This window comes from Pantoea sp. SOD02 (assembly GCF_024707505.1).
Taxonomy (GTDB): domain Bacteria; phylum Pseudomonadota; class Gammaproteobacteria; order Enterobacterales; family Enterobacteriaceae; genus Pantoea; species Pantoea symbiotica.
Genome location: NZ_CP102604.1, coordinates 267,703 through 290,058, shown reverse-complemented (window position 1 = coordinate 290,058; position 22,356 = coordinate 267,703). Strand labels below are relative to the sequence as shown.

Here is a 22,356-nt window from a genome sequence, read left to right as displayed (position 1 = left end):
TATGATAGATATATGATTTTTATTTAACCCTTCTGAGCAAATTCCGATTATTCCCATTCCGTACCAATAATTAGTGCAAAAGTGAAAAATTCTGCCGGGAAATCCCCAGGCGTTCACTTATTCTATTAGCCCAAAAAAAGGCATTTAAAAAAAGCAGCTAACGCCAATTCGCCTTATTTATCACCAGAAACGTCCCTGGTTTCTGCCCTCTTTTACTCATGCTGAACTCTGGTAATTTGTTGCCCTATACTGAACGCGCCCGAAATCTGGGTAAATCCTACATTCATTGATTCATATAAATGCAGGAAACGTTGTTATGAAAAAACTGATGGTTGCCGGAGCAGCCTTACTTTACGTTGCCTTTTCTTCCGCTGCGATTGCCGCGCCGGAAGAAGCTGGTGCTGCAGCAGGCGCGCAGGCGGGAGCAATCTCAACTGGCGCGTCTACCGCTGTGGGTATCGGCGCGCTCGGTGCGTTAGTGGGTCTCGGCATTGCTGCTTCTGGCGGCGGTGACGGTGCAAATACCGGTACAACAACAACCACCACAACGAGCACCACTCGTTGATGTAGCACCTTTAAGCATAACCACACACCCGTGTGGTTATTTTTTGCTTGGCTTATTTAGACAGGGATACACAGTGCGCCGACTCTCTTTGCTACTTCTTTGCCTGTTGTTGCAGGCCTGCACACAAACGCAAAAAGGCCTCGAACAAACCGTGATGCTGGCCGTGAACGGCCCGGATGATGTCACGGTCACCGACGAACAGGTTGCTAACCTGCCCTACGCCAGCCTCTATGCCCGCATCAATGAAGGTCCGCGCATCTTCGTGGTGCTCGGTTACAACGAAAACGGCCAACAGAAGTGGATCACCCAGGATAAAGCGATGCTGGTGATGCAGCATGGCCGCCTGATCAAAACCCTGGGTTTACCGAGCAACCTCGCTGACGTCAGCAACCTGGCACAGGATCCGCTCGCCGATGCGCTGCATCTGCAAAACGGTGCCAGCTGGACGCGCGTGGTGCAGTGGCGCGAGCAAGACAAAGTGCGTGCCGCCACCGCCGTTTCACGTTTCGAGCGCGGTGACGATACGGTGCTGGATATCGCCGGTGAACGCGTGCCGTGCCGCGTCTGGCATGAAACCGTGCGCATGGAAAGCCTGGGCGCGCAGTGGCAGAACACCTTCTGGATCGATAACCGCGATGGCACGGTGCTGCAGGCCAACCAGATGCTGGCCGCCGATGCCTTCCCAGTTGAAACCACTATTCTGAAGCCGGCGAAATCATGAAAAAAATAACTCCAATGCTGGCAGCGTTAACGCTGCTCACGGCTGGCCACGCACTGGCGGCGGCGCAAGTCACCGTGCACGATTTACAGGGAAAAAACACTCTGCAAATCAACGATGCGCAGAATCTCAGTCAATTACTCACCCATCCTGAACTGCGCAGTTGGTGGCCGGGCACGGTGATTGCCGAGCGCGGCGCAACTGCCGTAGCACAGCAACAGCAGAAACAGCTGCTGGCCGATCTGCGTGCCTGGCAAGCCGACAGCGGCGAGTCTCTGGCCGCAACCATCGGCTCGGTTATCCACCAGCTTGGCGCAGTGCAGGTAACAGGCCGCCAGTTCACCTCGCTCGATCCCGACGCCGTGCGCCTGCGTCCACAGGACAACCGCACGCTGCAAGGCACCTATGACCTCTACACGCTGACGCGACGTTCGCAGGTGCTGGTGCTGGGCGCGTTGAGCAATCCGGGTAAAGAGAGCTGGCAGCCGGGCCGTGAAGTGCGTGATTACCTCGACGGCCACGATCGTCTTTCCGGCGCGGAACGTAGCTATGCCACGGTGATTGCGCCGTCCGGCAGCACCCAGCAAGTGCCGGTCGCGTACTGGAATCATCGCCACATCGAAGTGGAACCCGGCAGCATCATCTGGCTCGGTTTCACCTCATGGAGCTTGCCATGGGGCCAAAGCGATTTGAATGAACGCATGCTTTCCGTTCTGACTCACCGGATACCAGACTGATGAAAAAACAATTACTTCTCAGCCTGTTGGCTGCTTCTGTTTCCGCCGCTTGCCAGGTGCATGCGGAAACCTGGCCTGAACCGGTCGGTCCTTCGCAATCGGATTTTGGTGGCGTTGGCCTGATGCAGACGCCGACCGCGCGTATGGCGAAAGAGGGCGAATTTAGCGTCAACTTCCGCGATAACGATCAATATCGCTACTATTCCGCCTCACTGCAGCTGTTCCCGTGGCTGGAAACCACCGTGCGCTATACCGATGTGCGTACCCGCCGTTACAGCGCGGTGGAAGGTTTCAGCGGCAACCAAAGCTATAAAGATAAAGCCTTCGATGTGAAGCTGCGTTTGTGGCAAGAGAGCTATTGGCTGCCGGAAGTGGCGGTTGGCTCGCGCGATTTAGGCGGCACTGGCTTGTTCGACAGTGAATATCTGGTGGCGAGCAAGGCGTGGGGACCATTCGATTTCAGTCTCGGTATTGGCTGGGGTTATCTCGGCAACAGCGGCACCCTCAAAAATCCATTCTGCTCCTACAGCGACAGCTACTGCAGCCGCAGCGGCGGCGGCGAAACCGGCACCATCAACGGTTCACAGATGTTCCACGGCCCGGCAGCACTGTTTGGCGGCGTGGAATACCAAACGCCGTGGCAGCCGCTGCGCCTCAAGCTGGAATACGAAGGCAACGATTATCAGGATGATTTCGCCGGTCGCCTGGAGCAGCGCAGCAAGGTTAACGTCGGTGCGATTTATCGCATCACCGACTGGGCGGATATCAACGCCAGCTACGAGCGCGGCAACACCTTTATGTTCGGCTTTACTCTGCGCACCAACTTCAACGATCTGCATCAATCGCACATCGATAGCGAGAAGCCAGCCTACAACCCGCAGCCGCAGGGCGACCTGTTGCAGCCAACGGTGGTGGCGAACCAGCTGACTGATCTGAAATACAACGCGGGACTGAACGGCCCACATATTCAGACCAAAGGCAGTACGCTGTATGTCTCAGGCGAGCAGACCAAATATCGCGACACGCGCGAAGGTGTTGATCGCGCCAATCGCATCATTATGAACAACCTGCCGGCCGGCATCGATACCATCGACGTCACCGAGTCGCGCTTTAATATGCCGCAGGTCAGCACGCGCACCAACGTTGCCAGCCTGCACAACGAGCTGACGGGTTATCCGCTGGGCCATGAACAGCCGCTGCAGCAGACGCGTGAAGATCCGGTTGATCCCGGCACCACCGAGCAAGGTTTCTTTATCCGCAAAGATCGTCTGAACTACAGCCTGTCGCCGGTGCTGAATCAGTCGGTTGGTGGACCAGAAAGCTTCTACATGTATCAGGTTGGCGTGATGGCCAATGCCGATTACTGGCTTACCGATCACCTGTTGGTCGGCGGCAGCCTGTTTGGCAACATCGCCAATAACTACGACAAGTTCAACTACAACGGCGCTCCGGCTGATTCCACGCTGCCGCGCGTGCGCACGCACATTCGTGATTATGTTGAGAACAACGTTTACGTTAACGATCTGCAAGCCAACTACATGCATGCGCTGGGTAACGGTTTCTACGGCCAGGTTTACGGCGGTTATCTGGAAACCATGTACGGCGGCGTCGGCGGCGAAGTGCTGTATCGTCCGATTGATAGCAACTGGGCATTCGGTGTTGATGCCAACTACGTGAAGCAGCGTGATTGGGACAACATGATGCAGTTCACCGATTACAAAGCGCCAACCGGAAATCTGACGGCGTATTGGCGTCCATGGTTTATGCAGGATGTCTTGGTGAAGGCCAGCGTCGGGCAGTATCTGGCGAAGGATAAAGGCGTGACGCTGGATGTGTCGAAGCGCTTTGACAGCGGCGTGATGGTTGGCTTCTATGCCACTAAAACCAACGTCTCCGCTGAACAGTATGGCGAAGGCACCTTCACCAAAGGCTTCTATATCTCAGTGCCAATGGACCTGTTTACCGTGACGCCAACCCGTGGCCGCGCGCAGGTGAACTGGGTGCCGTTGACGCGTGACGGCGGGCAGATGCTGGGTCGTAAATATCAGCTGTATGACCTGACGTCAGATCGGGATGCGCGGTTTAATTAATTGATTCATATAAATTAACCGTAGGGTCGGCATTTATGCCGACCTTTTTCATTTGTGCGGACATGTAAGAAGGTCGCCATGAATGGCGACCCTACGTGATGCGTTAATCCGCGTCGTAGCCCAGGTTTGGCGCCAGCCAGCGCTCGACGTCACTCATGCTCATGCCTTTACGCGCCGCGTAATCTTCTACCTGATCACGCTGAATCTGCGCCACGGCGAAGTATTTGCTGTCGGGATGGCTGAAGTACCAGCCGGAAACCGCTGCACCTGGCCACATGGCGAAAGATTCGGTGAGCTTCATGCCGGTGTGCTTTTCCACATCCAGCAATTGCCAGATCGGCGCTTTTTCGGTGTGTTCCGGACAAGCCGGATAACCCGGCGCAGGACGAATGCCCTGATAATTCTCGCGAATCAACTCTTCGTTGCTGAGGTTTTCATGGGCGGCAAAGCCCCAAATCACCTTACGCACACGCTCGTGCAGGTACTCGGCAAAGGCTTCGGCCAGACGATCCGACACCGCTTTCACCATGATTTTGTTGTAATCATCGTGCTGCTTGTCGTACGCCTCGGCCAGCGCATCTTCCTCAATCCCGGCGGTAACCGCAAACGCACCGAGATAATCGGCTTTGCCGCTGGATTTTGGTGCCACGAAGTCGGCTAAACAGTAGTTGGCGAAGTCGGTTTTTTCGGTCTGCTGACGCAAGTGATGACTGACGCACAGCACCTGATTGCGGTTCTCATTGCTGTAGATTTCAATGTCATCGCCGACACGGTTAGCCGGGAAAATCCCCACCACGCCGCGTGGATTGAGCGTGCCAGTCTCACTCAGCATATCGAGCATGGCGTTGGCATCGGCAAACAGGCGCTTAGCCTCTTCGCCCACCACTTCATCTTCCAGAATGCGCGGATATTTGCCGGCCAATGACCAAGTCATAAAGAACGGCGTCCAGTCGATGTAATTGCGCAGCGTTTCAATGCTGGCTTCGACCGGGCTCACGCCAAGTCGGTGCGCCACCGGCGGCGTGTAACTTTCCCAGTCGATGGCGTAATCATTATCGCGCGCGGTTTGCAGGCTCACCGGCGGGGTGCGCGGTTTTTTACGCCCGTGCTGAATACGCACCGTGTCGTACTCTTTGCGCGTGCGCGCCACGAAATCCTCTTTCAACGTATCCGACAGCAGCGATGACACCACGCCCACGGTGCGCGAGGCGTTCTGTACGTAGACAGTTGGGCCGCTGTAGTTCTGTTCGATCTTCACGGCGGTATGTGCTTTCGAGGTGGTCGCGCCGCCAATCAGCAGCGGGATGGTGAATCCCTGACGCTCCATCTCTTTCGCCACGTTGACCATTTCATCCAGCGACGGCGTGATCAGGCCAGAAAGCCCAATTATATCGGCGTTCTCGGCAATCGCGGTTTTGAGGATTTTGTCGCTCGGCACCATGACGCCGAGGTCGATAATTTCGTAGTTGTTACACTGCAGCACCACGCCGACGATGTTTTTGCCGATGTCATGCACGTCGCCTTTTACCGTCGCCAGCACGATCTTGCCGTTGCTGCGTCCGGCTTCTTTACTCGCCTCGATATAGGGTTCGAGATACGCCACCGCTTGCTTCATCACGCGCGCCGATTTCACTACCTGCGGCAGGAACATTTTGCCCTCGCCGAACAGATCGCCGACCACGTTCATGCCGGACATCAGCGGCCCTTCGATTACCTGAATCGGACGTTCATAGCCCTGACGCGCCTCTTCAGTATCCAGCTCGATGAATTCGGTGATGCCTTTGACCAGCGAATATTCCAGACGCTTTACCACGTCCCAGCTGCGCCATTCGGCTTGTTGTTTCTCCTGCTCGCCATCGCTTTTGCTGCCGCGATACTTCTCCGCCAGCTCCAGCAAGCGCTCGGTGCCATCGTCACGGCGGTTCAGCACCACGTCTTCCACCGCGTCGCGCAGTTCGGCAGGCAGATCGTCGTAAATCGCCAGCTGACCGGCGTTGACGATGCCCATGTCCATGCCGTTGCGGATAGCGTAATAGAGGAACACCGCGTGAATGGCTTCGCGCACCGGTTCGTTGCCACGGAACGAGAACGACACGTTGGAGACGCCGCCGGAGATCATCGCGTGCGGCAGTTCGCGTTTGATGTCTTCACAAGCGCCGATAAAATCCATCGCGTAGTTATTGTGTTCTTCGATGCCGGTCGCTACGGCAAAGATATTCGGATCGAAAATGATGTCTTCAGGCGGGAAACCGACCTCTTCAGTCAGGATCTTGTAGGCGCGACGACAGATTTCGATTTTGCGTGCGCGCGTATCCGCCTGGCCCACTTCATCAAACGCCATCACCACCATAGCGGCGCCATAACGACGTACTTTGCGCGCATGCTCGATGAACGGTTCAACGCCCTCTTTCATCGAGATGGAGTTGACGATGCCTTTGCCCTGAATGCACTGCAGGCCTTTCTCGATCACTTCCCATTTCGAAGAGTCGATCATAATCGGCACGCGTGCGATATCGGGTTCACCAGCGATTAGATTGAGGAAGCGCACCATCGCTGCTTCCGCATCCAGCATCCCTTCATCCATGTTGATATCGATGATTTGCGCACCGCTCTCAACCTGTTGACGCGCCACATCCAGCGCTTCGTTGTATTTCTCTTCTTTAATCAGGCGCTTGAACTTGGCCGAGCCAGTAACGTTGGTACGTTCGCCGACGTTGACGAATAGCGAATCGGCCTGAATATTCAGCGGTTCAAGACCGGCTAAGCGACAGGCAACCGGAATCTCTGGCAGCTGGCGCGGCGCAACGCCGTCTACTGCGGCCGCCATCGCCGCGATGTGTTCCGGCGTGGTGCCGCAGCAGCCGCCGATAATATTGAGGAAACCGGCGCGCGCCCATTCGCCAATTTGCTCGGCCATAATCGCCGCATCGAGATCGTATTCACCAAAGGCGTTGGGCAAGCCGGCGTTCGGATGCGCGGTGACGTAGCCTTCAGCAATACGCGACAGCTCCGCCACATACTGGCGCAGTTCATCCGGGCCCAGCGCACAGTTGAGGCCGAACGACAGCGGTTCGGCGTGACGCAGCGAGTTATAGAAGCCTTCAGTGGTTTGGCCGGAGAGCGTACGACCGGAAGCATCAGTGATAGTGCCGGAGATCATCAGCGGCAGCTTGACGCCCATCGCTTCCATCTCGGCCTGCACCGCGTAGATCGCCGCTTTGGCATTCAGGGTATCGAACACCGTTTCGATCATGATCAGGTCGGAGCCACCGGCAATCAGCGCATGTGTGGATTCACGGTAAGCTTCCACCAGCTGATTGAAGGTTACGTTTCGATAAGCGGGATCGTTAACGTCCGGCGAGATCGAACAGGTGCGGTTAGTCGGACCCAATACGCCCGCTACGTAGCGCGGACGATGCGGCGTTTTCGCCGTCCACTCATCGGCGCTGGCGCGCGCCAGCTTGGCGGCTTCGAAGTTGATCTCCGCCGACAGCGCTTCCATCGCGTAATCGGCCATCGCAATGGTGGTGGAGTTGAAGGTGTTGGTTTCCAGAATATCCGCGCCGGCAGCGAGGTAGGCATTGTGGATTTCGCGGATGACGTCCGGTTTGGTCAGCACCAACAGATCGTTGTTGCCCTTCAAATCAGATGGCCAGTCGGCAAAGCGGCTGCCACGGAAATCCTGCTCACTCAGTTTATAACTCTGGATCATGGTGCCCATGCCACCGTCCAGAATTATAATGCGTTGTGCCAGCTGCTGCTGCAGCATTTCTGTTTTGTTGCTCACTCTCGCCCCGTCCACGTCATTGCGTTGGCTAATATGCCAGCCAGACATACTGGCACAACTTGCAGGTGATCAAAAGTCAGCTCAGATGAGACATTTTCAGCTTTTACCCATCACAGGTCTGACCAGAAAGTCAGCGTTTGCATTAATGCAGTTAAAAACGAAAATGGTTTCCAGCATTGATGCGAATTGGAGACGTTATGGCAACCCCTGCGCCCGTTAAACGCGGCAAGAAACCTCGTGCTACAACGACACCCACCAGCGCGCCTGTCGGCGGGCAAGTACAATCTCTGACGCGCGGCCTGCGCCTGCTAGAGCTGATTGCCGAATCCCACGGCAGCGTGGCGCTAACCGAACTGGCGCAACAGGCCGGTTTACCCAACTCCACTACTCATCGCCTGCTCTCCACCATGCAGCAGCAAGGTTTTGTGCATCAGGTGGGCGACTTGGGTTTATGGACCATTGGTTCGCACGCTTTTGTGGTGGGCAGCAGCTTCCTGCAGAGCCGAAATCTGCTGGCGATTGTGCATCCGCTGCTGCGCAAGCTGATGGAAGATGCCGGTGAGACGGTGAATCTGGCGGTGCTGGATCTCAGCGATTATCAGGCGGTGATCATCGATCAGGTGCAGTGTACGCAGCTGATGCGCATGTCCGCGCCGATTGGCGGCAAGCTGCCGATGCATGCATCCGGCGCCGGTAAAGCGTTTCTGGCGCATCTCAGCGATGAGCAAGTTACCGCGCTGCTGCATCAAAAAGGATTGCATCACTACACGCCGAAAACGCTGATGTCGCCACATAGCCTGAAGGAGAATCTGGCGCTGATTCGTAAGATGGGCTTTTCGCATGATGATGAAGAGCACGCGTTGGGTCTGCGCTGCGTTGCGGCACCGATTTATGACGAACATGGCGAACCCTTCGCCGCCATCTCGATCTCCGGCCCGATTGCGCGCATGACCGACGACCGCATCACCGAGCTCGGTGCGCTGGTAATCCGCGCCGCCAAGCAAGTGACACAAACCTACTCTGGCCGCTAAGCGGCCACCGAAGCATAGCGCGCGCTGAAACGCTGGCTGGCGCGCCACGCAATCACCTCTTCAATATGTCCTTCGCGGATGCGCGTTTGCAGCGCGCGCCACCAGTTGGGATCAAACAGTTGCGGATGCAGCGCCTGTAGCAGCTTGCCGGTCGACGGTTCGCTGCACAGCGCATAGCGGAAAGTTTCCGGGAACACATCATCCGGCCCGACGCTGTACCACGGCTCGGCCTGCAGCTCATCTTCCTCATAACGCGCCTGCGGTACATCGCGGAACACCAACTCGGTCATCGGGCGGATTTCGTCGTAATCGTAAAACACCACGCGGCCGTGACGCGTCATGCCAAAGTTTTTGTACAGCATGTCGCCGGGGAAAATGTTCGCCGCCGCCAGCTGACGAATCGCATCACCGTATTCGCCAATCGCGTGCTGCCGCTGTTCCGGCGAAGCCTGAGCCAGCCACAAATTAAGCGGCTCCATGCGACGTTCCAGCCACAAGTGGCGGATGATCACCACGTCGTCGCGCACCTCGATTTTTTCCGGGATGTCGCGCTCAAACTCTGCCATCAGTTCAGCCGGAATACGCGCGCGCGGTAACGCAAAGTGCTCAAACTCCTGGGTATCTGCCATGCGACCAACGCGATCATGCTCTTTAACCATGCGATAGCAGTCGCGCACCTGCGCATCGGTGACCTCTTTTTGCGGTGCGAAGCGATCTTTGATCACCTTAAATACGCGATCAAAACCCGGCAGCGTGAACACCATCATCACCATGCCGCGAATGCCGGGCGCGACGGTGAAATCTTCCTCGCTGTGCGCCAGATAGTGCAGATATTCGCGGTAGCATTCGGTTTTGCCGTGCTTCTGACAGCCAATCGCCATGTAGCGTTCAGCCACGGTTTTGCCCGGCAGTATCGGTTGCAGCCACGCCACCAGCGCGGCTGGCACCGGCGCGTACACCATAAAATAGGCGCGGGCGAAGCCAAACACGATGCTGGCATCATCGCTATCGGTGAGACAGGTATCGATCCACAAACGGCCGGCATCATCACGCTGAATCGGCAGCAAACAGGGCACCATGCCATTGCTTAGCTGCAGGCGCGCCACGATCCACGCGGTTTTGTTGCGGTAAAACAGTTCGCTGGCGACATCCAGCGTCGCCGTCGCCAGTTGTGCGGCACCGAACTGCTCGTGCAGATGGCGTACAATCCAGCCGATATCGCGCGTTTGATCCTGCCACGTTAAGCGCAGCGGAATGTCATTCAGCACCTGACGCAATGTTTCCTGCCAATTGTGTTGCGGGCGATAAAGACGCGACAACGGGCGCTGGGCAACCGGTGCAGGCGCATACGGCTGTGACGGCAAGATAAACAGGCGCTCGGGCGACAGATGGCTGTGGCCCTGCAAAAGGCAATAGACCGAGTTGAAGAAGCTTTCGGCGATTTCATGGCGCGGATAGCCGGGCAGCAAGGTTTCGTAATGGCTTTTCACCCGCAGCCAGAACGCGTCGTCCCAATCCGACGTGTCATTGAGAATGCGCAGCTGGTTGGTGACGAGGCCAACGTGGTGATCGTAAAGGTGGATACGCGCTTTCATGGCCTGCTGCACCGCGTGCCAGTCAGCCTGCTCGAAGCGCTGTTGTGCGCCAGCGGTAATATCCAGAAAGCGGCCATACTGCGCGTCAAAACCTTGCAGGATGGTGTGGGCGATCAGCGATTCTCTCGGTGTCATAGGTGACGCTCCGGGGAAATGGTCGCCATGAATGGCGACCCTACGACGGCTTTAGAATTGCGCGGCTTCGGTGGAACCGGTCAACGCGGTCACTGAGGATTGTCCGCCCTGAATGACGTTGGTAACGCGATCGAAATAGCCGGTGCCGACTTCCTGTTGATGCGACGAGAAGGTGTAGCCCTTATCGCGCGCCGCAAACTCTGGCTGCTGCACTTTTTCCACGTAATGACGCATGCCTTCGCCCTGCGCATAAGCGTGCGCCAGGTCGAACATGTTGAACCACATGCTGTGAATCCCGGCCAGCGTGATGAACTGGAAGCGATAGCCCATTTCGCTCAGCGCCTGCTGGAAACGCGCGATGGTGCGATCGTCGAGGTTCTTCTTCCAGTTGAACGATGGCGAACAGTTGTAGGCCAGCAGCTTGCCGGGATACTGCGCGTGGATCGCGTCGGCAAAACGCTGCGCCATCTCCAGATCCGGCGTTGAGGTTTCGCACCACAACACGTCGGCATAAGGCGCATACGCCAGCCCGCGACTGATCGCCTGTTCAATCCCGGCATGCGTGCGGAAGAAGCCTTCCGAGGTACGCTCGCCGGTGATAAATGCAGCGTCGCGCGGGTCGCAGTCTGAGGTGATCAGATCGGCGGCATCCGCATCGGTGCGCGCCAGCAATACCGTCGGCACGTTCATTACGTCTGCGGCCAGGCGCGCCGCCACCAGTTTCTGAATCGCTTCCTGCGTCGGGACTAATACCTTGCCGCCCATGTGGCCGCACTTCTTCACCGCCGCCAGCTGATCTTCAAAATGAACCGCGCCTGCACCGGCCTGAATCATCGATTTCATCAGCTCAAACGCATTGAGTACGCCGCCAAAGCCCGCCTCCGCATCGGCGACAATCGGCAGGAAGTAATCAATAAAATCATTGTCTTCTGGCGATACGCCGCTGGCCCATTGAATCTGATCGGCACGCTGGAAGCTCTGGTTAATCCGCTCTACCACATTCGGCACTGAATTCACCGGATACAGCGATTGGTCGGGATACATCTGCCCGGCTAGGTTGGCATCTGCAGCCACTTGCCAGCCGGAGAGGTAAATCGCTTCTATACCGGCTTTCGCCTGCTGCACTGCTTGTCCGCCGGTCAATGCGCCAAGGCTGTTAATGTAGCCTTTGCTCGATTCGCCATTCAGCAGCGACCAGAGTTTAGTGGCACCGCGCTCCGCCAGTGTACAGGCGGGATTGACCGAACCGCGCAAGTTGACCACATCCTCCGCACTGTACGGACGAGTGATTCCCTGCCAGCGCGCATCATTCCAGCTCGATTCCAGTTGTTTGATCTGTTGCGTACGATTCATCGTCATATCTCCAGGTTCAAGGCAGCAGGCGGTAGCCCGGCAGAGTGAGGAAGGAAACCAGTTCGTCATCGGTGGTGATTTGCGCCATTAGTGCGGCGGCATCGTCGAAGCGTCCATGCTGGAAACGCTCTGCGCCAACGGTTTGCTGCAAGGCAGCCAGCTCTTCCGCCAGCAGCCGTTCAAACAGCGCCACCGTAACCGGCTGACCATCGCTGAGAATTTGCTTGTGATGAATCCATTGCCAAATGGAGGTACGAGCGATTTCAGCGGTGGCGGCGTCTTCCATCAATCCATCAATCGGAACGCAGCCGTTGCCGCTGATCCAGGCTTCCAGATATTGCAGCGCTACGCGAATATTGGCGCGCATACCCGCTTCGGTTCGCTTGCCGCGACACGGTGCCAACAGACGCTCGGCGGTGATTGGCGCATCCTGCTCACGCGTGATGTGCAGTTGATTAGGTTGATCGCCCAGTCGACGGTCAAACTCCTCCATCGCAATGTCTGCCAGGCCGGGATGCGCCACCCAGGTTCCGTCGTGACCGTTGCCCGCTTCGCGCGCTTTATCTTCTTGCACCTTTTGCGTAACCCATAAATTGCGCTCCGCGTCTTTGCTCGGAATCAGCGCCGACATACCACCCATTGCCAGCGCGCCACGGCGATGACAGGTTCTGATCAGCAGGCGTGAATAGGCATCGAGGAACGGCTGATCCATGCTGATCTGCTGGCGATCCGGCAGGATGCGATCGGGATGCTGGCCCAGTGTTTTGATGTAGCTGAAGATGTAATCCCAACGGCCACAGTTCAGGCCCACCACGTGATCGCGCAGTTCCCACAGGATCTCATCCATCTGGAACACCGCCGGCAGCGTTTCGATTAGTACCGTGGCTTTGATGGTGCCGCGCGGCAGATCGAAGCGATCTTCACTGAAGCGGAAGATCTCACGCCACCACGCCACTTCAGCGGCATGCTCGGTTTTCGGTAAGTAGAACCACGGCGCGTGGCCCTTCTCCAGCAGCGCTTCAACGTTGTGGAAAAAGTAGAGCGCAAAGTCGAACAATCCGCCGGGAATAGCCCGATCACGCCACTCCACATGCTTTTCATTCAGATGCAGACCGCGCACCCGACACATCAGCAGCGCCGGATTGGCGCGCAGCTGGTAGATCTTGCCGTTTTCACTGGTGAAGCTCAGCGTGCCATTAACCGCATCGCGCAAGGTTAATTGTCCATCGACCAGCTTCTGCCAGGTGGGTGCCAGTGAATCTTCAAAGTCGGCCATGAAGATGTTGACGTTGGCGTTGAGCGCGTTGATCACCATTTTGCGATCCGGCGGCCCGGTGATCTCCACGCGGCGATCTTGTAACAGTTGCGGAATAGGACGAACCTGCCACGCATTTTCACGAATGGAAGTAGTTTCCGAATCAAAGCAAGGTAACTCACCTTGGTCGTAACGCTTCTGCCGTTGCTGGCGTGCTTTCAGCAGGCGTTCGCGCTCTGGTGCGAAACGCACCACCAATGCGTGTACAAAGTCGATCGCTTCTGGGGTAAGCAGCTGCTTTTCCGCGTGGGTAAAGGGCTGGCTGAAGGTTAGCGTATTACTGATAACCGAGTCTGTCATGCGGGCTGCCTCCTGGGTTGATCCATCGTTTAACGATCGGATCCGGATGTAGGGTGTTTTATAACCTGCAAGATCAGAGCATAATGATTTTTATTTTATTTTCAAAAACTATTTCCATTTTTAAGTTTATAGTGATTTATCATATTGATATCTATGTAATTTAATCTCTCGAATTAAAGGCAATAACTTCCACCTCTGAGTAGAAGACAAAAAAAAGCCGCGATAGCTTTCGGCTAGAGCGGCAGGATCAAACGAGATGTTGGAGTTATTCGAGCGTTGGGTTCATCCGACGCAGATCGAACGGCGTGATCTGATAAACGTAGTAGTTCAGCCAGTTTGAGAACAGCAGGTTGCCGTGACTGCGCCATGTAGCGCGCGGTGGCAGTTCTGGGTTGTCGTGCGGGAAGTAGTTGAACGGCACTTCCGGCTGCAGGCCTGCATCGTAATCGCGATGATATTCACCTGAAAGCGTTAAAGCATCGTACTCAGGATGGCCGGTGACAAACGCCAGGCGCTTGTCTTTGCTCGCCATCAAATACGCGCCGGTGGATTCTGATTCGGCAAACAGCTCGAGATCGGTGTAATCACGGATCAGTTGGCTTGGGAAATCGGCATAGCGTGAATGCGGGGCCAGGAAGTTGTCGTCAAAGCCACGCGTCAGTAACGCGTGTGGATGCAGGATTTGGTGCTCATAAACCCCGGACAATTTGTTCTGCCGCGTCTGCTTAGGAATGCCATACAGAATGTTGAGTGCCGCCTGAACCGCCCAACAGACAAAGAGCGTGGAGGTGACGTGCTCATTCGCCCAGTGCAGTACGCGCTGAATCTGTGGCCAGTAAGCAACATCATTGAAATCGACCAATCCCAGCGGCGCGCCGGTCACAATCAGTCCATCGAAATTATCGTTTTGGATGTCTTCAAAGTTGCAGTAGAAGTTGTTCAGATGCTCTGTCGGCGTGTTGCGCGACTCGCGGCTATCAATGCGCAGCAGCTGCACATCAATCTGCAACGGTGAGTTTGAGAGCAGGCGCAGGAACTGGTTTTCTGTCTCAATCTTCTTTGGCATCAGGTTAAGAATCAGCACTTTTAGCGGACGGATCTCCTGAACACTGGCGCGCGACGACGTCATGACAAAGACGTTTTCATCACGCAAAAAATTCACTGCCGGTAATTCGTCGGGAATCCTGATTGGCATAACCTGCTCACCTCTTACTAATAACCGTATAAACGTTTAGACATCCAGATGCCCGACATTAGCGTGTTATGTCGAAAATGTCGAGTCTTCATGCGGTTTATGAAAATGTTTCAGCTTTAGGTGGGATTTGGGAAAATCGTTAGGGAGATGAGTATGTCATGTGCGAATTTTAGCTTCAGGATGGTACTAAACATTAAGCAGTTTCTAAATTTCAGACGTAAAAAAGCCCCGAACTTCCGTTCGGGGCTTCTTCACTATTTGATGCCTGGCAGTTCCCTACTCTCGCATGGGGAGACCCCACACTACCATCGGCGCTACGGCGTTTCACTTCTGAGTTCGGCATGGGGTCAGGTGGGACCACCGCGCTAAAGCCGCCAGGCAAATTCTTTGTGCAAAAACGAATAACATTCGCTTCCGCTGATTCTTTAATCCGTAAAACAAGCTGAAAATCCGGTCTCTCAGACCAAAACGCCTCTGGCGTTGTAAGGTTAAGCCTCACGGGTCATTAGTACCGGTTAGCTCAACGCATCGCTGCGCTTACACATCCGGCCTATCAACGTCGTAGTCTTCAACGTCCCTTCAGGACTCTCAAGGAGTCAGGGAGAACTCATCTCGGGGCAAGTTTCGTGCTTAGATGCTTTCAGCACTTATCTTTTCCGCACTTAGCTACCGGGCAATGCCATTGGCATGACAACCCGAACACCAGTGGTGCGTTCACTCCGGTCCTCTCGTACTAGGAGCAACCCCCCTCAATTCTCCAGCGCCCACGGCAGATAGGGACCGAACTGTCTCACGACGTTCTAAACCCAGCTCGCGTACCACTTTAAACGGCGAACAGCCGTACCCTTGGGACCTACTTCAGCCCCAGGATGTGATGAGCCGACATCGAGGTGCCAAACACCGCCGTCGATATGAACTCTTGGGCGGTATCAGCCTGTTATCCCCGGAGTACCTTTTATCCGTTGAGCGATGGCCCTTCCATTCAGAACCACCGGATCACTATGACCTGCTTTCGCACCTGCTCGAGCCGTCACTCTCGCAGTCAAGCTGGCTTATGCCATTGCACTAACCTCCTGATGTCCGACCAGGATTAGCCAACCTTCGTGCTCCTCCGTTACTCTTTGGGAGGAGACCGCCCCAGTCAAACTACCCACCAGACACTGTCCGCAGCCCGGATCACGGGCCTACGTTAGAACATCAAACATTAAAGGGTGGTATTTCAAGGTTGGCTCCACGCAGACTGGCGTCCACGCTTCAAAGCCTCCCACCTATCCTACACATCAAGGCTCAATGTTCAGTGTCAAGCTATAGTAAAGGTTCACGGGGTCTTTCCGTCTTGCCGCGGGTACACTGCATCTTCACAGCGATTTCAATTTCACTGAGTCTCGGGTGGAGACAGCCTGGCCATCATTACGCCATTCGTGCAGGTCGGAACTTACCCGACAAGGAATTTCGCTACCTTAGGACCGTTATAGTTACGGCCGCCGTTTACCGGGGCTTCGATCAAGAGCTTCTCCTTGCGGATAACCCCATCAATTAACCTTCCGGCACCGGGCAGGCGTCACACCGTATACGTCCACTTTCGTGTTTGCACAGTGCTGTGTTTTTAATAAACAGTTGCAGCCAGCTGGTATCTTCGACTGGCTTCGGCTCGGGGAGCAAGTCCCTCTACCTACGCGCCAGCGTGCCTTCTCCCGAAGTTACGGCACCATTTTGCCTAGTTCCTTCACCCGAGTTCTCTCAAGCGCCTTGGTATTCTCTACCTGACCACCTGTGTCGGTTTGGGGTACGATTTCGTGTTACCTGGAGCTTAGAGGCTTTTCCTGGAAGCAGGGCATCAGTTACTTCACCACCGTAGTGGCTCGTCATCACGCCTCAGCCTTAAGACACCCCGGATTTACCAAAGATGTCAGCCTACACGCTTAAACCGGGACAACCGTCGCCCGGATAACCTAGCCTTCTCCGTCCCCCCTTCGCAGTAACACCAAGTGCAGGAATATTAACCTGCTTCCCATCGACTACGCTTTTCAGCCTCGCCTTAGGGGTCGACTCACCCTGCTCCGATTAACGTTGAACAGGAACCCTTGGTCTTCCGGCGAGCGGGCTTTTCACCCGCTTTATCGTTACTTATGTCAGCATTCGCACTTCTGATACCTCCAGCACCCCTCACAGGACACCTTCAACGGCTTACAGAACGCTCCCCTACCCAACAACACATAGTGTCGCTGCCGCAGCTTCGGTGCATGGTTTAGCCCCGTTACATCTTCCGCGCAGGCCGACTCGACCAGTGAGCTATTACGCTTTCTTTAAATGATGGCTGCTTCTAAGCCAACATCCTGGCTGTCTGTGCCTTCCCACATCGTTTCCCACTTAACCATGACTTTGGGACCTTAGCTGGCGGTCTGGGTTGTTTCCCTCTTCACGACGGACGTTAGCACCCGCCGTGTGTCTCCCGTGATAACATTCTTCGGTATTCGCAGTTTGCATCGGGTTGGTAAGCCGGGATGGCCCCCTAGCCGAAACAGTGCTCTACCCCCGAAGATGAGTTCACGAGGCGCTACCTAAATAGCTTTCGGGGAGAACCAGCTATCTCCCGGTTTGATTGGCCTTTCACCCCCAGCCACAAGTCATCCGCTAATTTTTCAACATTAGTCGGTTCGGTCCTCCAGTTAGTGTTACCCAACCTTCAACCTGCCCATGGCTAGATCACCGGGTTTCGGGTCTATACCCTGCAACTTAACGCCCAGTTAAGACTCGGTTTCCCTGCGGCTCCCCTATACGGTTAACCTTGCTACAGAATATAAGTCGCTGACCCATTATACAAAAGGTACGCAGTCACCCTGATAAATCAAGGCTCCCACTGCTTGTACGTACACGGTTTCAGGTTCTGTTTCACTCCCCTCGCCGGGGTTCTTTTCGCCTTTCCCTCACGGTACTGGTTCACTATCGGTCAGTCAGGAGTATTTAGCCTTGGAGGATGGTCCCCCCATATTCAGACAGGATACCACGTGTCCCGCCCTACTCTTCGAACTCACAGTATGTGCACTTTCGTGTACGGGGCTATCACCCGGTATCGCGCGACTTTCCAGACGCTTCCACTAACGCACAAACTGATTCAGGTTCTGGGCTGTTCCCCGTTCGCTCGCCGCTACTGGGGGAATCTCGGTTGATTTCTTTTCCTCTGGGTACTTAGATGTTTCAGTTCCCCAGGTTCGCCTCGCAACACTATGTATTCATGTTGCGATGATGCACTGAGTGCACCGGGTTTCCCCATTCGGACATCGTCGGCTGTAGCGGTTCATATCACCTTACCGACGCTTTACGCAGATTAGCACGTCCTTCATCGCCTCTGACTGCCAGGGCATCCACCGTGTACGCTTAGTCGCTTAACCTCACAACCCACAGGCGTTTTGCAACGCTGCAGACTGCAAGCATTTGAGAGACTCGAACGCGTTGTTATTCATTTCCTATTACGGAGAAATGAACCAACACGTCGTTTCAATTTTCAGCTTGTTCCGGATTGTTAAAGAGCAATATCTCACACAAAGCTCGTAAGCTCAGTCTGAGATACTTCGTGGAGACACCTTTCACCTGTCACCAAGCAAGTGGCGTCCCCTAGGGGATTCGAACCCCTGTTGCCGCCGTGAAAGGGCGGAGTCCTAACCGCTAGACGAAGGGGACACGAGTAGTGTCACGACTTCGCAGCCGTCTTGCTCATTACTTTTTATCAGACAATCTGTGTGAGCACTGCGCGGGAAGGTATCTTCAGGTAAGGAGGTGATCCAACCGCAGGTTCCCCTACGGTTACCTTGTTACGACTTCACCCCAGTCATGAATCACAAAGTGGTAAGCGCCCTCCCGAAGGTTAAGCTACCTACTTCTTTTGCAACCCACTCCCATGGTGTGACGGGCGGTGTGTACAAGGCCCGGGAACGTATTCACCGTAGCATTCTGATCTACGATTACTAGCGATTCCGACTTCACGGAGTCGAGTTGCAGACTCCGATCCGGACTACGACGCACTTTATGAGGTCCGCTTGCTCTCGCGAGGTCGCTTCTCTTTGTATGCGCCATTGTAGCACGTGTGTAGCCCTACTCGTAAGGGCCATGATGACTTGACGTCATCCCCACCTTCCTCCAGTTTATCACTGGCAGTCTCCTTTGAGTTCCCGGCCGAACCGCTGGCAACAAAGGATAAGGGTTGCGCTCGTTGCGGGACTTAACCCAACATTTCACAACACGAGCTGACGACAGCCATGCAGCACCTGTCTCAGAGTTCCCGAAGGCACCAAAGCATCTCTGCTAAGTTCTCTGGATGTCAAGAGTAGGTAAGGTTCTTCGCGTTGCATCGAATTAAACCACATGCTCCACCGCTTGTGCGGGCCCCCGTCAATTCATTTGAGTTTTAACCTTGCGGCCGTACTCCCCAGGCGGTCGACTTAACGCGTTAGCTCCGGAAGCCACTCCTCAAGGGAACAACCTCCAAGTCGACATCGTTTACGGCGTGGACTACCAGGGTATCTAATCCTGTTTGCTCCCCACGCTTTCGCACCTGAGCGTCAGTCTTTGTCCAGGGGGCCGCCTTCGCCACCGGTATTCCTCCAGATCTCTACGCATTTCACCGCTACACCTGGAATTCTACCCCCCTCTACAAGACTCTAGCCTGCCAGTTTCGAATGCAGTTCCCAGGTTAAGCCCGGGGATTTCACATCCGACTTGACAGACCGCCTGCGTGCGCTTTACGCCCAGTAATTCCGATTAACGCTTGCACCCTCCGTATTACCGCGGCTGCTGGCACGGAGTTAGCCGGTGCTTCTTCTGCGGGTAACGTCAATCGGTGAAGTTATTAACTCCACCGCCTTCCTCCCCGCTGAAAGTACTTTACAACCCGAAGGCCTTCTTCATACACGCGGCATGGCTGCATCAGGCTTGCGCCCATTGTGCAATATTCCCCACTGCTGCCTCCCGTAGGAGTCTGGACCGTGTCTCAGTTCCAGTGTGGCTGGTCATCCTCTCAGACCAGCTAGGGATCGTCGCCTAGGTGAGCCATTACCCCACCTACTAGCTAATCCCATCTGGGCACATCCGATGGTGTGAGGCCCGAAGGTCCCCCACTTTGGTCTTGCGACGTTATGCGGTATTAGCTACCGTTTCCAGTAGTTATCCCCCTCCATCGGGCAGTTTCCCAGACATTACTCACCCGTCCGCCACTCGTCACCCGAGAGCAAGCTCTCTGTGCTACCGTTCGACTTGCATGTGTTAGGCCTGCCGCCAGCGTTCAATCTGAGCCATGATCAAACTCTTCAATTTAAGTTTGATTTGCTGAAACAAGTTCAGCGATGCTCATCTGTAAAACGTCATAATGAATTTCATTATGTGTTCACTCGTGAGGCTTTGATATTTTTTACGTCCGGAGACGCTGATATCAATCCTGCGAGTGCCCACACAGATTGTCTGATAAATTGTTAAAGAGCGTTGCGAGCAGCGGCTGAACCGTCTGTCGCGAGGTGGCGTATACTACGCTACTCTCCTTCGGAGTCAAACACTTTTTTCAGCGTTTTCATCCGGCGGAAGTTCTTATCGAATCTTCCTCACCAACACCGCATTTCGTAAACCGTTGTGCCGTGTTGATGGATGCGCATTATAGGGAGTTGTTCTCAGCACGCAACCGCTAAATTCAATAAAAACAACCGTTCGCTGCATTCCACAGCAAAACCCTGCCTTATACGCAGTTACACACAGTGTTATCCACACTCTGCCGCACAAATGAATTTAGGCGAGCATCACGCAAACGTTTTCGCTACAATGCCCGGCGACGTCAAGGATGCCCCTTTTGGGGCGTTACATGAGGCAAGCGTTTCCTTCTATATAGAAGAGAGACACTAAGCTTGATGTAACGCTCTTTTTTACGCGAAACAAAGCCAAGGGATAAAACCACCATGCAACAACGTCGTCCTGTACGCCGCGCTCTACTCAGTGTTTCTGACAAAGCCGGTATCCTCGAATTTGCTCAGGCACTCTCCAGTCGTGGTGTTGAGCTGCTCTCCACAGGCGGTACCGCACGTCTGCTGGCAGATGCGGGCCTGCCCGTCACCGAAGTTTCTGACTACACCGGTTTCCCGGAAATGATGGATGGACGCGTCAAAACGCTGCACCCGAAAGTGCATGGCGGCATTTTGGGTCGTCGTGGTCAGGATGATGCGATCATGGCTGAACACGCCATCAACCCAATCGACATGGTGGTCGTTAACCTGTATCCCTTCGCACAAACCGTTGCCAAACCTGATTGCTCATTAGCTGACGCGGTAGAGAACATCGATATCGGCGGCCCAACCATGGTTCGCTCAGCGGCGAAGAACCATAAAGACGTGGCGATCGTGGTGAAGAGCAGCGATTACGAGGCGATCATTGCCGAGTTGGATGCCAACGAAAACTCGCTCACGCTGGAAACGCGTTTTGATCTGGCCATCAAAGCCTTCGAACACACTGCCGCTTATGACAGTATGATCGCCAACTACTTCGGTAGCCTGGTGCCGGCTTATCACAGCGACAGCAAAGAACCAGCCGGTCGCTTCCCGCGCACGCTTAACCTCAACTTCATTAAGAAGCAGGATATGCGTTACGGCGAGAACAGCCATCAGGATGCTGCCTTCTATATAGAAGAGAATGTTGCTGAAGCTTCTGTTGCCACCGCGCAGCAAGTTCAGGGCAAAGCGCTCTCTTACAACAACATCGCCGATACCGATGCCGCACTCGAGTGCGTGAAAGAGTTCGACGAAGCCGCTTGCGTGATCGTTAAACACGCTAACCCATGCGGCGTGGCGGTTGGCGGTTCGATTCTTGACGCTTACGAGCGCGCCTACAAAACTGACCCGACTTCTGCTTTCGGCGGCATCATCGCTTTCAACCGCGAGCTGGACGAAGCCACCGCACAGGCGATCATCAGCCGTCAGTTTGTTGAAGTGATCATCGCGCCATCCGCCAGCGAAGCAGCACTAAAAGTGACCGCCGCTAAGCAGAACGTACGCGTTCTGGTGTGTGGTCAGTGGAAAGGTCGCGTTGCGGCGCTGGATTTCAAACGTGTTAACGGCGGCGTGCTGGTTCAGGATCGCGATCTGGGCATGGTCGATGCCAGCCAGCTGCGCGTTGTCAGCAAGCGCCAGCCAACTGAGCAGGAACTGCGTGATGCGCTGTTCTGCTGGAAAGTGGCGAAGTTCGTTAAATCCAACGCCATCGTCTACGCACGTGACAATATGACCATCGGCATTGGCGCCGGCCAGATGAGCCGCGTTTACTCGGCCAAAATTGCCGGCATCAAAGCGGGTGATGAAGGTCTGGAAGTGAAAGGCTCCGCGATGGCGTCTGATGCATTCTTCCCGTTCCGCGACGGTATCGACGCCGCAGCGGCTGTCGGCATCAGCTGCGTGATTCAGCCAGGCGGTTCAATCCGTGATGATGAAGTGATTGCTGCAGCTGATGAGCACGGCATCGCGATGATCTTTACCGACATGCGTCATTTCCGCCATTAATTGTTG

At 55.1% G+C, this 22,356-nt stretch carries 11 protein-coding genes, 1 tRNA gene and 3 rRNA genes; 6 read left to right on the top strand and 9 right to left on the bottom strand.

Annotation, left to right across the window (positions count from 1 at the left end; genetic code table 11):
- Positions 1-316 precede the first annotated feature (316 nt).
- From yjbE to NR302_RS01265, 4 genes are all read left to right on the top strand, one after another.
- Complete coding sequence (yjbE, locus tag NR302_RS01280; RefSeq protein ID WP_258144346.1) at positions 317-565, top strand: exopolysaccharide production protein YjbE; 249 nt, start codon at positions 317-319, stop codon at positions 563-565.
- Positions 566-638: 73 nt separating this feature from the next.
- Positions 639-1,286 carry a YjbF family lipoprotein gene (locus tag NR302_RS01275; RefSeq protein ID WP_258144345.1) on the top strand — a complete coding sequence of 216 codons (648 nt, stop codon included), beginning with the start codon at positions 639-641 and terminating at the stop codon, positions 1,284-1,286.
- Positions 1,283-2,020 carry a capsule biosynthesis GfcC family protein gene (locus NR302_RS01270; RefSeq protein WP_258144343.1) on the top strand — a complete coding sequence of 246 codons (738 nt, stop codon included), beginning with the start codon at positions 1,283-1,285 and terminating at the stop codon, positions 2,018-2,020. The genes NR302_RS01275 and NR302_RS01270 overlap by 4 nt, the downstream gene beginning before the upstream one ends.
- Positions 2,020-4,110 (top strand): YjbH domain-containing protein, encoded by a 2,091-nt coding sequence (locus tag NR302_RS01265; RefSeq protein ID WP_154154801.1) that lies wholly within the window; start codon positions 2,020-2,022, stop codon positions 4,108-4,110. The genes NR302_RS01270 and NR302_RS01265 overlap by 1 nt, the downstream gene beginning before the upstream one ends.
- Before the next feature lie 103 nt (positions 4,111-4,213).
- Here the strand turns inward: NR302_RS01265 and metH are convergent, their stop codons facing one another.
- The gene (gene metH, locus NR302_RS01260) at positions 4,214-7,897 is read right to left on the bottom strand and encodes a methionine synthase (RefSeq protein WP_258144342.1); all 3,684 of its coding nucleotides are present in this window, start codon (positions 7,895-7,897) and stop codon (positions 4,214-4,216) included.
- Between the two features lie 197 nt (positions 7,898-8,094).
- On the opposite strand from metH, the gene iclR reads away from it, so the two are divergent.
- Positions 8,095-8,928: a glyoxylate bypass operon transcriptional repressor IclR gene (gene iclR / locus NR302_RS01255; RefSeq protein ID WP_008109838.1), complete on the top strand. Its 834-nt coding sequence runs from the start codon at positions 8,095-8,097 to the stop codon at positions 8,926-8,928.
- Here the strand turns inward: iclR and aceK are convergent.
- The 8 genes from aceK to NR302_RS01215 all read right to left on the bottom strand — a co-directional run bounded on the left by aceK (position 8,925) and on the right by NR302_RS01215 (position 20,131).
- Positions 8,925-10,658, bottom strand: a complete 1,734-nt coding sequence (gene aceK, locus NR302_RS01250) for a bifunctional isocitrate dehydrogenase kinase/phosphatase (protein ID WP_258144341.1) — start codon at positions 10,656-10,658, stop codon at positions 8,925-8,927. The two genes, iclR and aceK, sit on opposite strands and share 4 nt — an antisense overlap.
- 51 nt (positions 10,659-10,709) lie before the next feature.
- Positions 10,710-12,011 (bottom strand): isocitrate lyase, encoded by a 1,302-nt coding sequence (gene aceA / locus NR302_RS01245; protein ID WP_008109833.1) that lies wholly within the window; start codon positions 12,009-12,011, stop codon positions 10,710-10,712.
- Positions 12,012-12,027: 16 nt separating this feature from the next.
- On the bottom strand, positions 12,028-13,626 hold the full coding sequence (gene aceB / locus NR302_RS01240; RefSeq protein WP_258144340.1) for a malate synthase A: 1,599 nt from the start codon (positions 13,624-13,626) through the stop codon (positions 12,028-12,030).
- A 265-nt stretch (positions 13,627-13,891) separates the two neighbouring features.
- Entirely contained in the window at positions 13,892-14,821 is a 930-nt protein-coding gene (gene metA, locus NR302_RS01235) for a homoserine O-succinyltransferase (protein WP_154154813.1), read from the bottom strand.
- A gap of 263 nt (positions 14,822-15,084) precedes the next feature.
- Positions 15,085-15,200 (bottom strand): 5S ribosomal RNA (rrf, locus tag NR302_RS01230).
- A 105-nt stretch (positions 15,201-15,305) separates the two neighbouring features.
- Positions 15,306-18,213: ribosomal RNA gene (locus tag NR302_RS01225) — 23S ribosomal RNA — on the bottom strand.
- A 214-nt stretch (positions 18,214-18,427) separates the two neighbouring features.
- Positions 18,428-18,502, bottom strand: a tRNA-Glu gene (locus NR302_RS01220).
- 89 nt (positions 18,503-18,591) lie between these two features.
- A 16S ribosomal RNA gene (locus NR302_RS01215) occupies positions 18,592-20,131 on the bottom strand.
- Together the 16S, 23S and 5S rRNA genes with 1 tRNA gene alongside form the textbook arrangement of a ribosomal RNA operon.
- Before the next feature lie 629 nt (positions 20,132-20,760).
- Between NR302_RS01215 and purH the strand changes: the two genes are divergently transcribed.
- A complete protein-coding gene (gene purH, locus NR302_RS01210; protein ID WP_258144339.1) occupies positions 20,761-22,350 on the top strand; it encodes a bifunctional phosphoribosylaminoimidazolecarboxamide formyltransferase/IMP cyclohydrolase in 1,590 nt (529 codons plus the stop codon).
- Positions 22,351-22,356: the final 6 nt, after the last annotated feature.

What these genes read in the sequence shown, in the direction of transcription:
- aceA (WP_008109833.1), bottom strand. Translation starts at nt 12,011, where the DNA reads ATGAATCGTACGCAACAGATCAAACAACTGGAATCGAGCTGGAATGAT.
- yjbE (WP_258144346.1), top strand. Translation starts at nt 317, where the DNA reads ATGAAAAAACTGATGGTTGCCGGAGCAGCCTTACTTTACGTTGCCTTT.
- NR302_RS01270 (WP_258144343.1), top strand. Translation starts at nt 1,283, where the DNA reads ATGAAAAAAATAACTCCAATGCTGGCAGCGTTAACGCTGCTCACGGCT.
- iclR (WP_008109838.1), top strand. Translation starts at nt 8,095, where the DNA reads ATGGCAACCCCTGCGCCCGTTAAACGCGGCAAGAAACCTCGTGCTACA.
- aceB (WP_258144340.1), bottom strand. Translation starts at nt 13,626, where the DNA reads ATGACAGACTCGGTTATCAGTAATACGCTAACCTTCAGCCAGCCCTTT.
- aceK (WP_258144341.1), bottom strand. Translation starts at nt 10,658, where the DNA reads ATGACACCGAGAGAATCGCTGATCGCCCACACCATCCTGCAAGGTTTT.
- NR302_RS01265 (WP_154154801.1), top strand. Translation starts at nt 2,020, where the DNA reads ATGAAAAAACAATTACTTCTCAGCCTGTTGGCTGCTTCTGTTTCCGCC.
- purH (WP_258144339.1), top strand. Translation starts at nt 20,761, where the DNA reads ATGCAACAACGTCGTCCTGTACGCCGCGCTCTACTCAGTGTTTCTGAC.
- metA (WP_154154813.1), bottom strand. Translation starts at nt 14,821, where the DNA reads ATGCCAATCAGGATTCCCGACGAATTACCGGCAGTGAATTTTTTGCGT.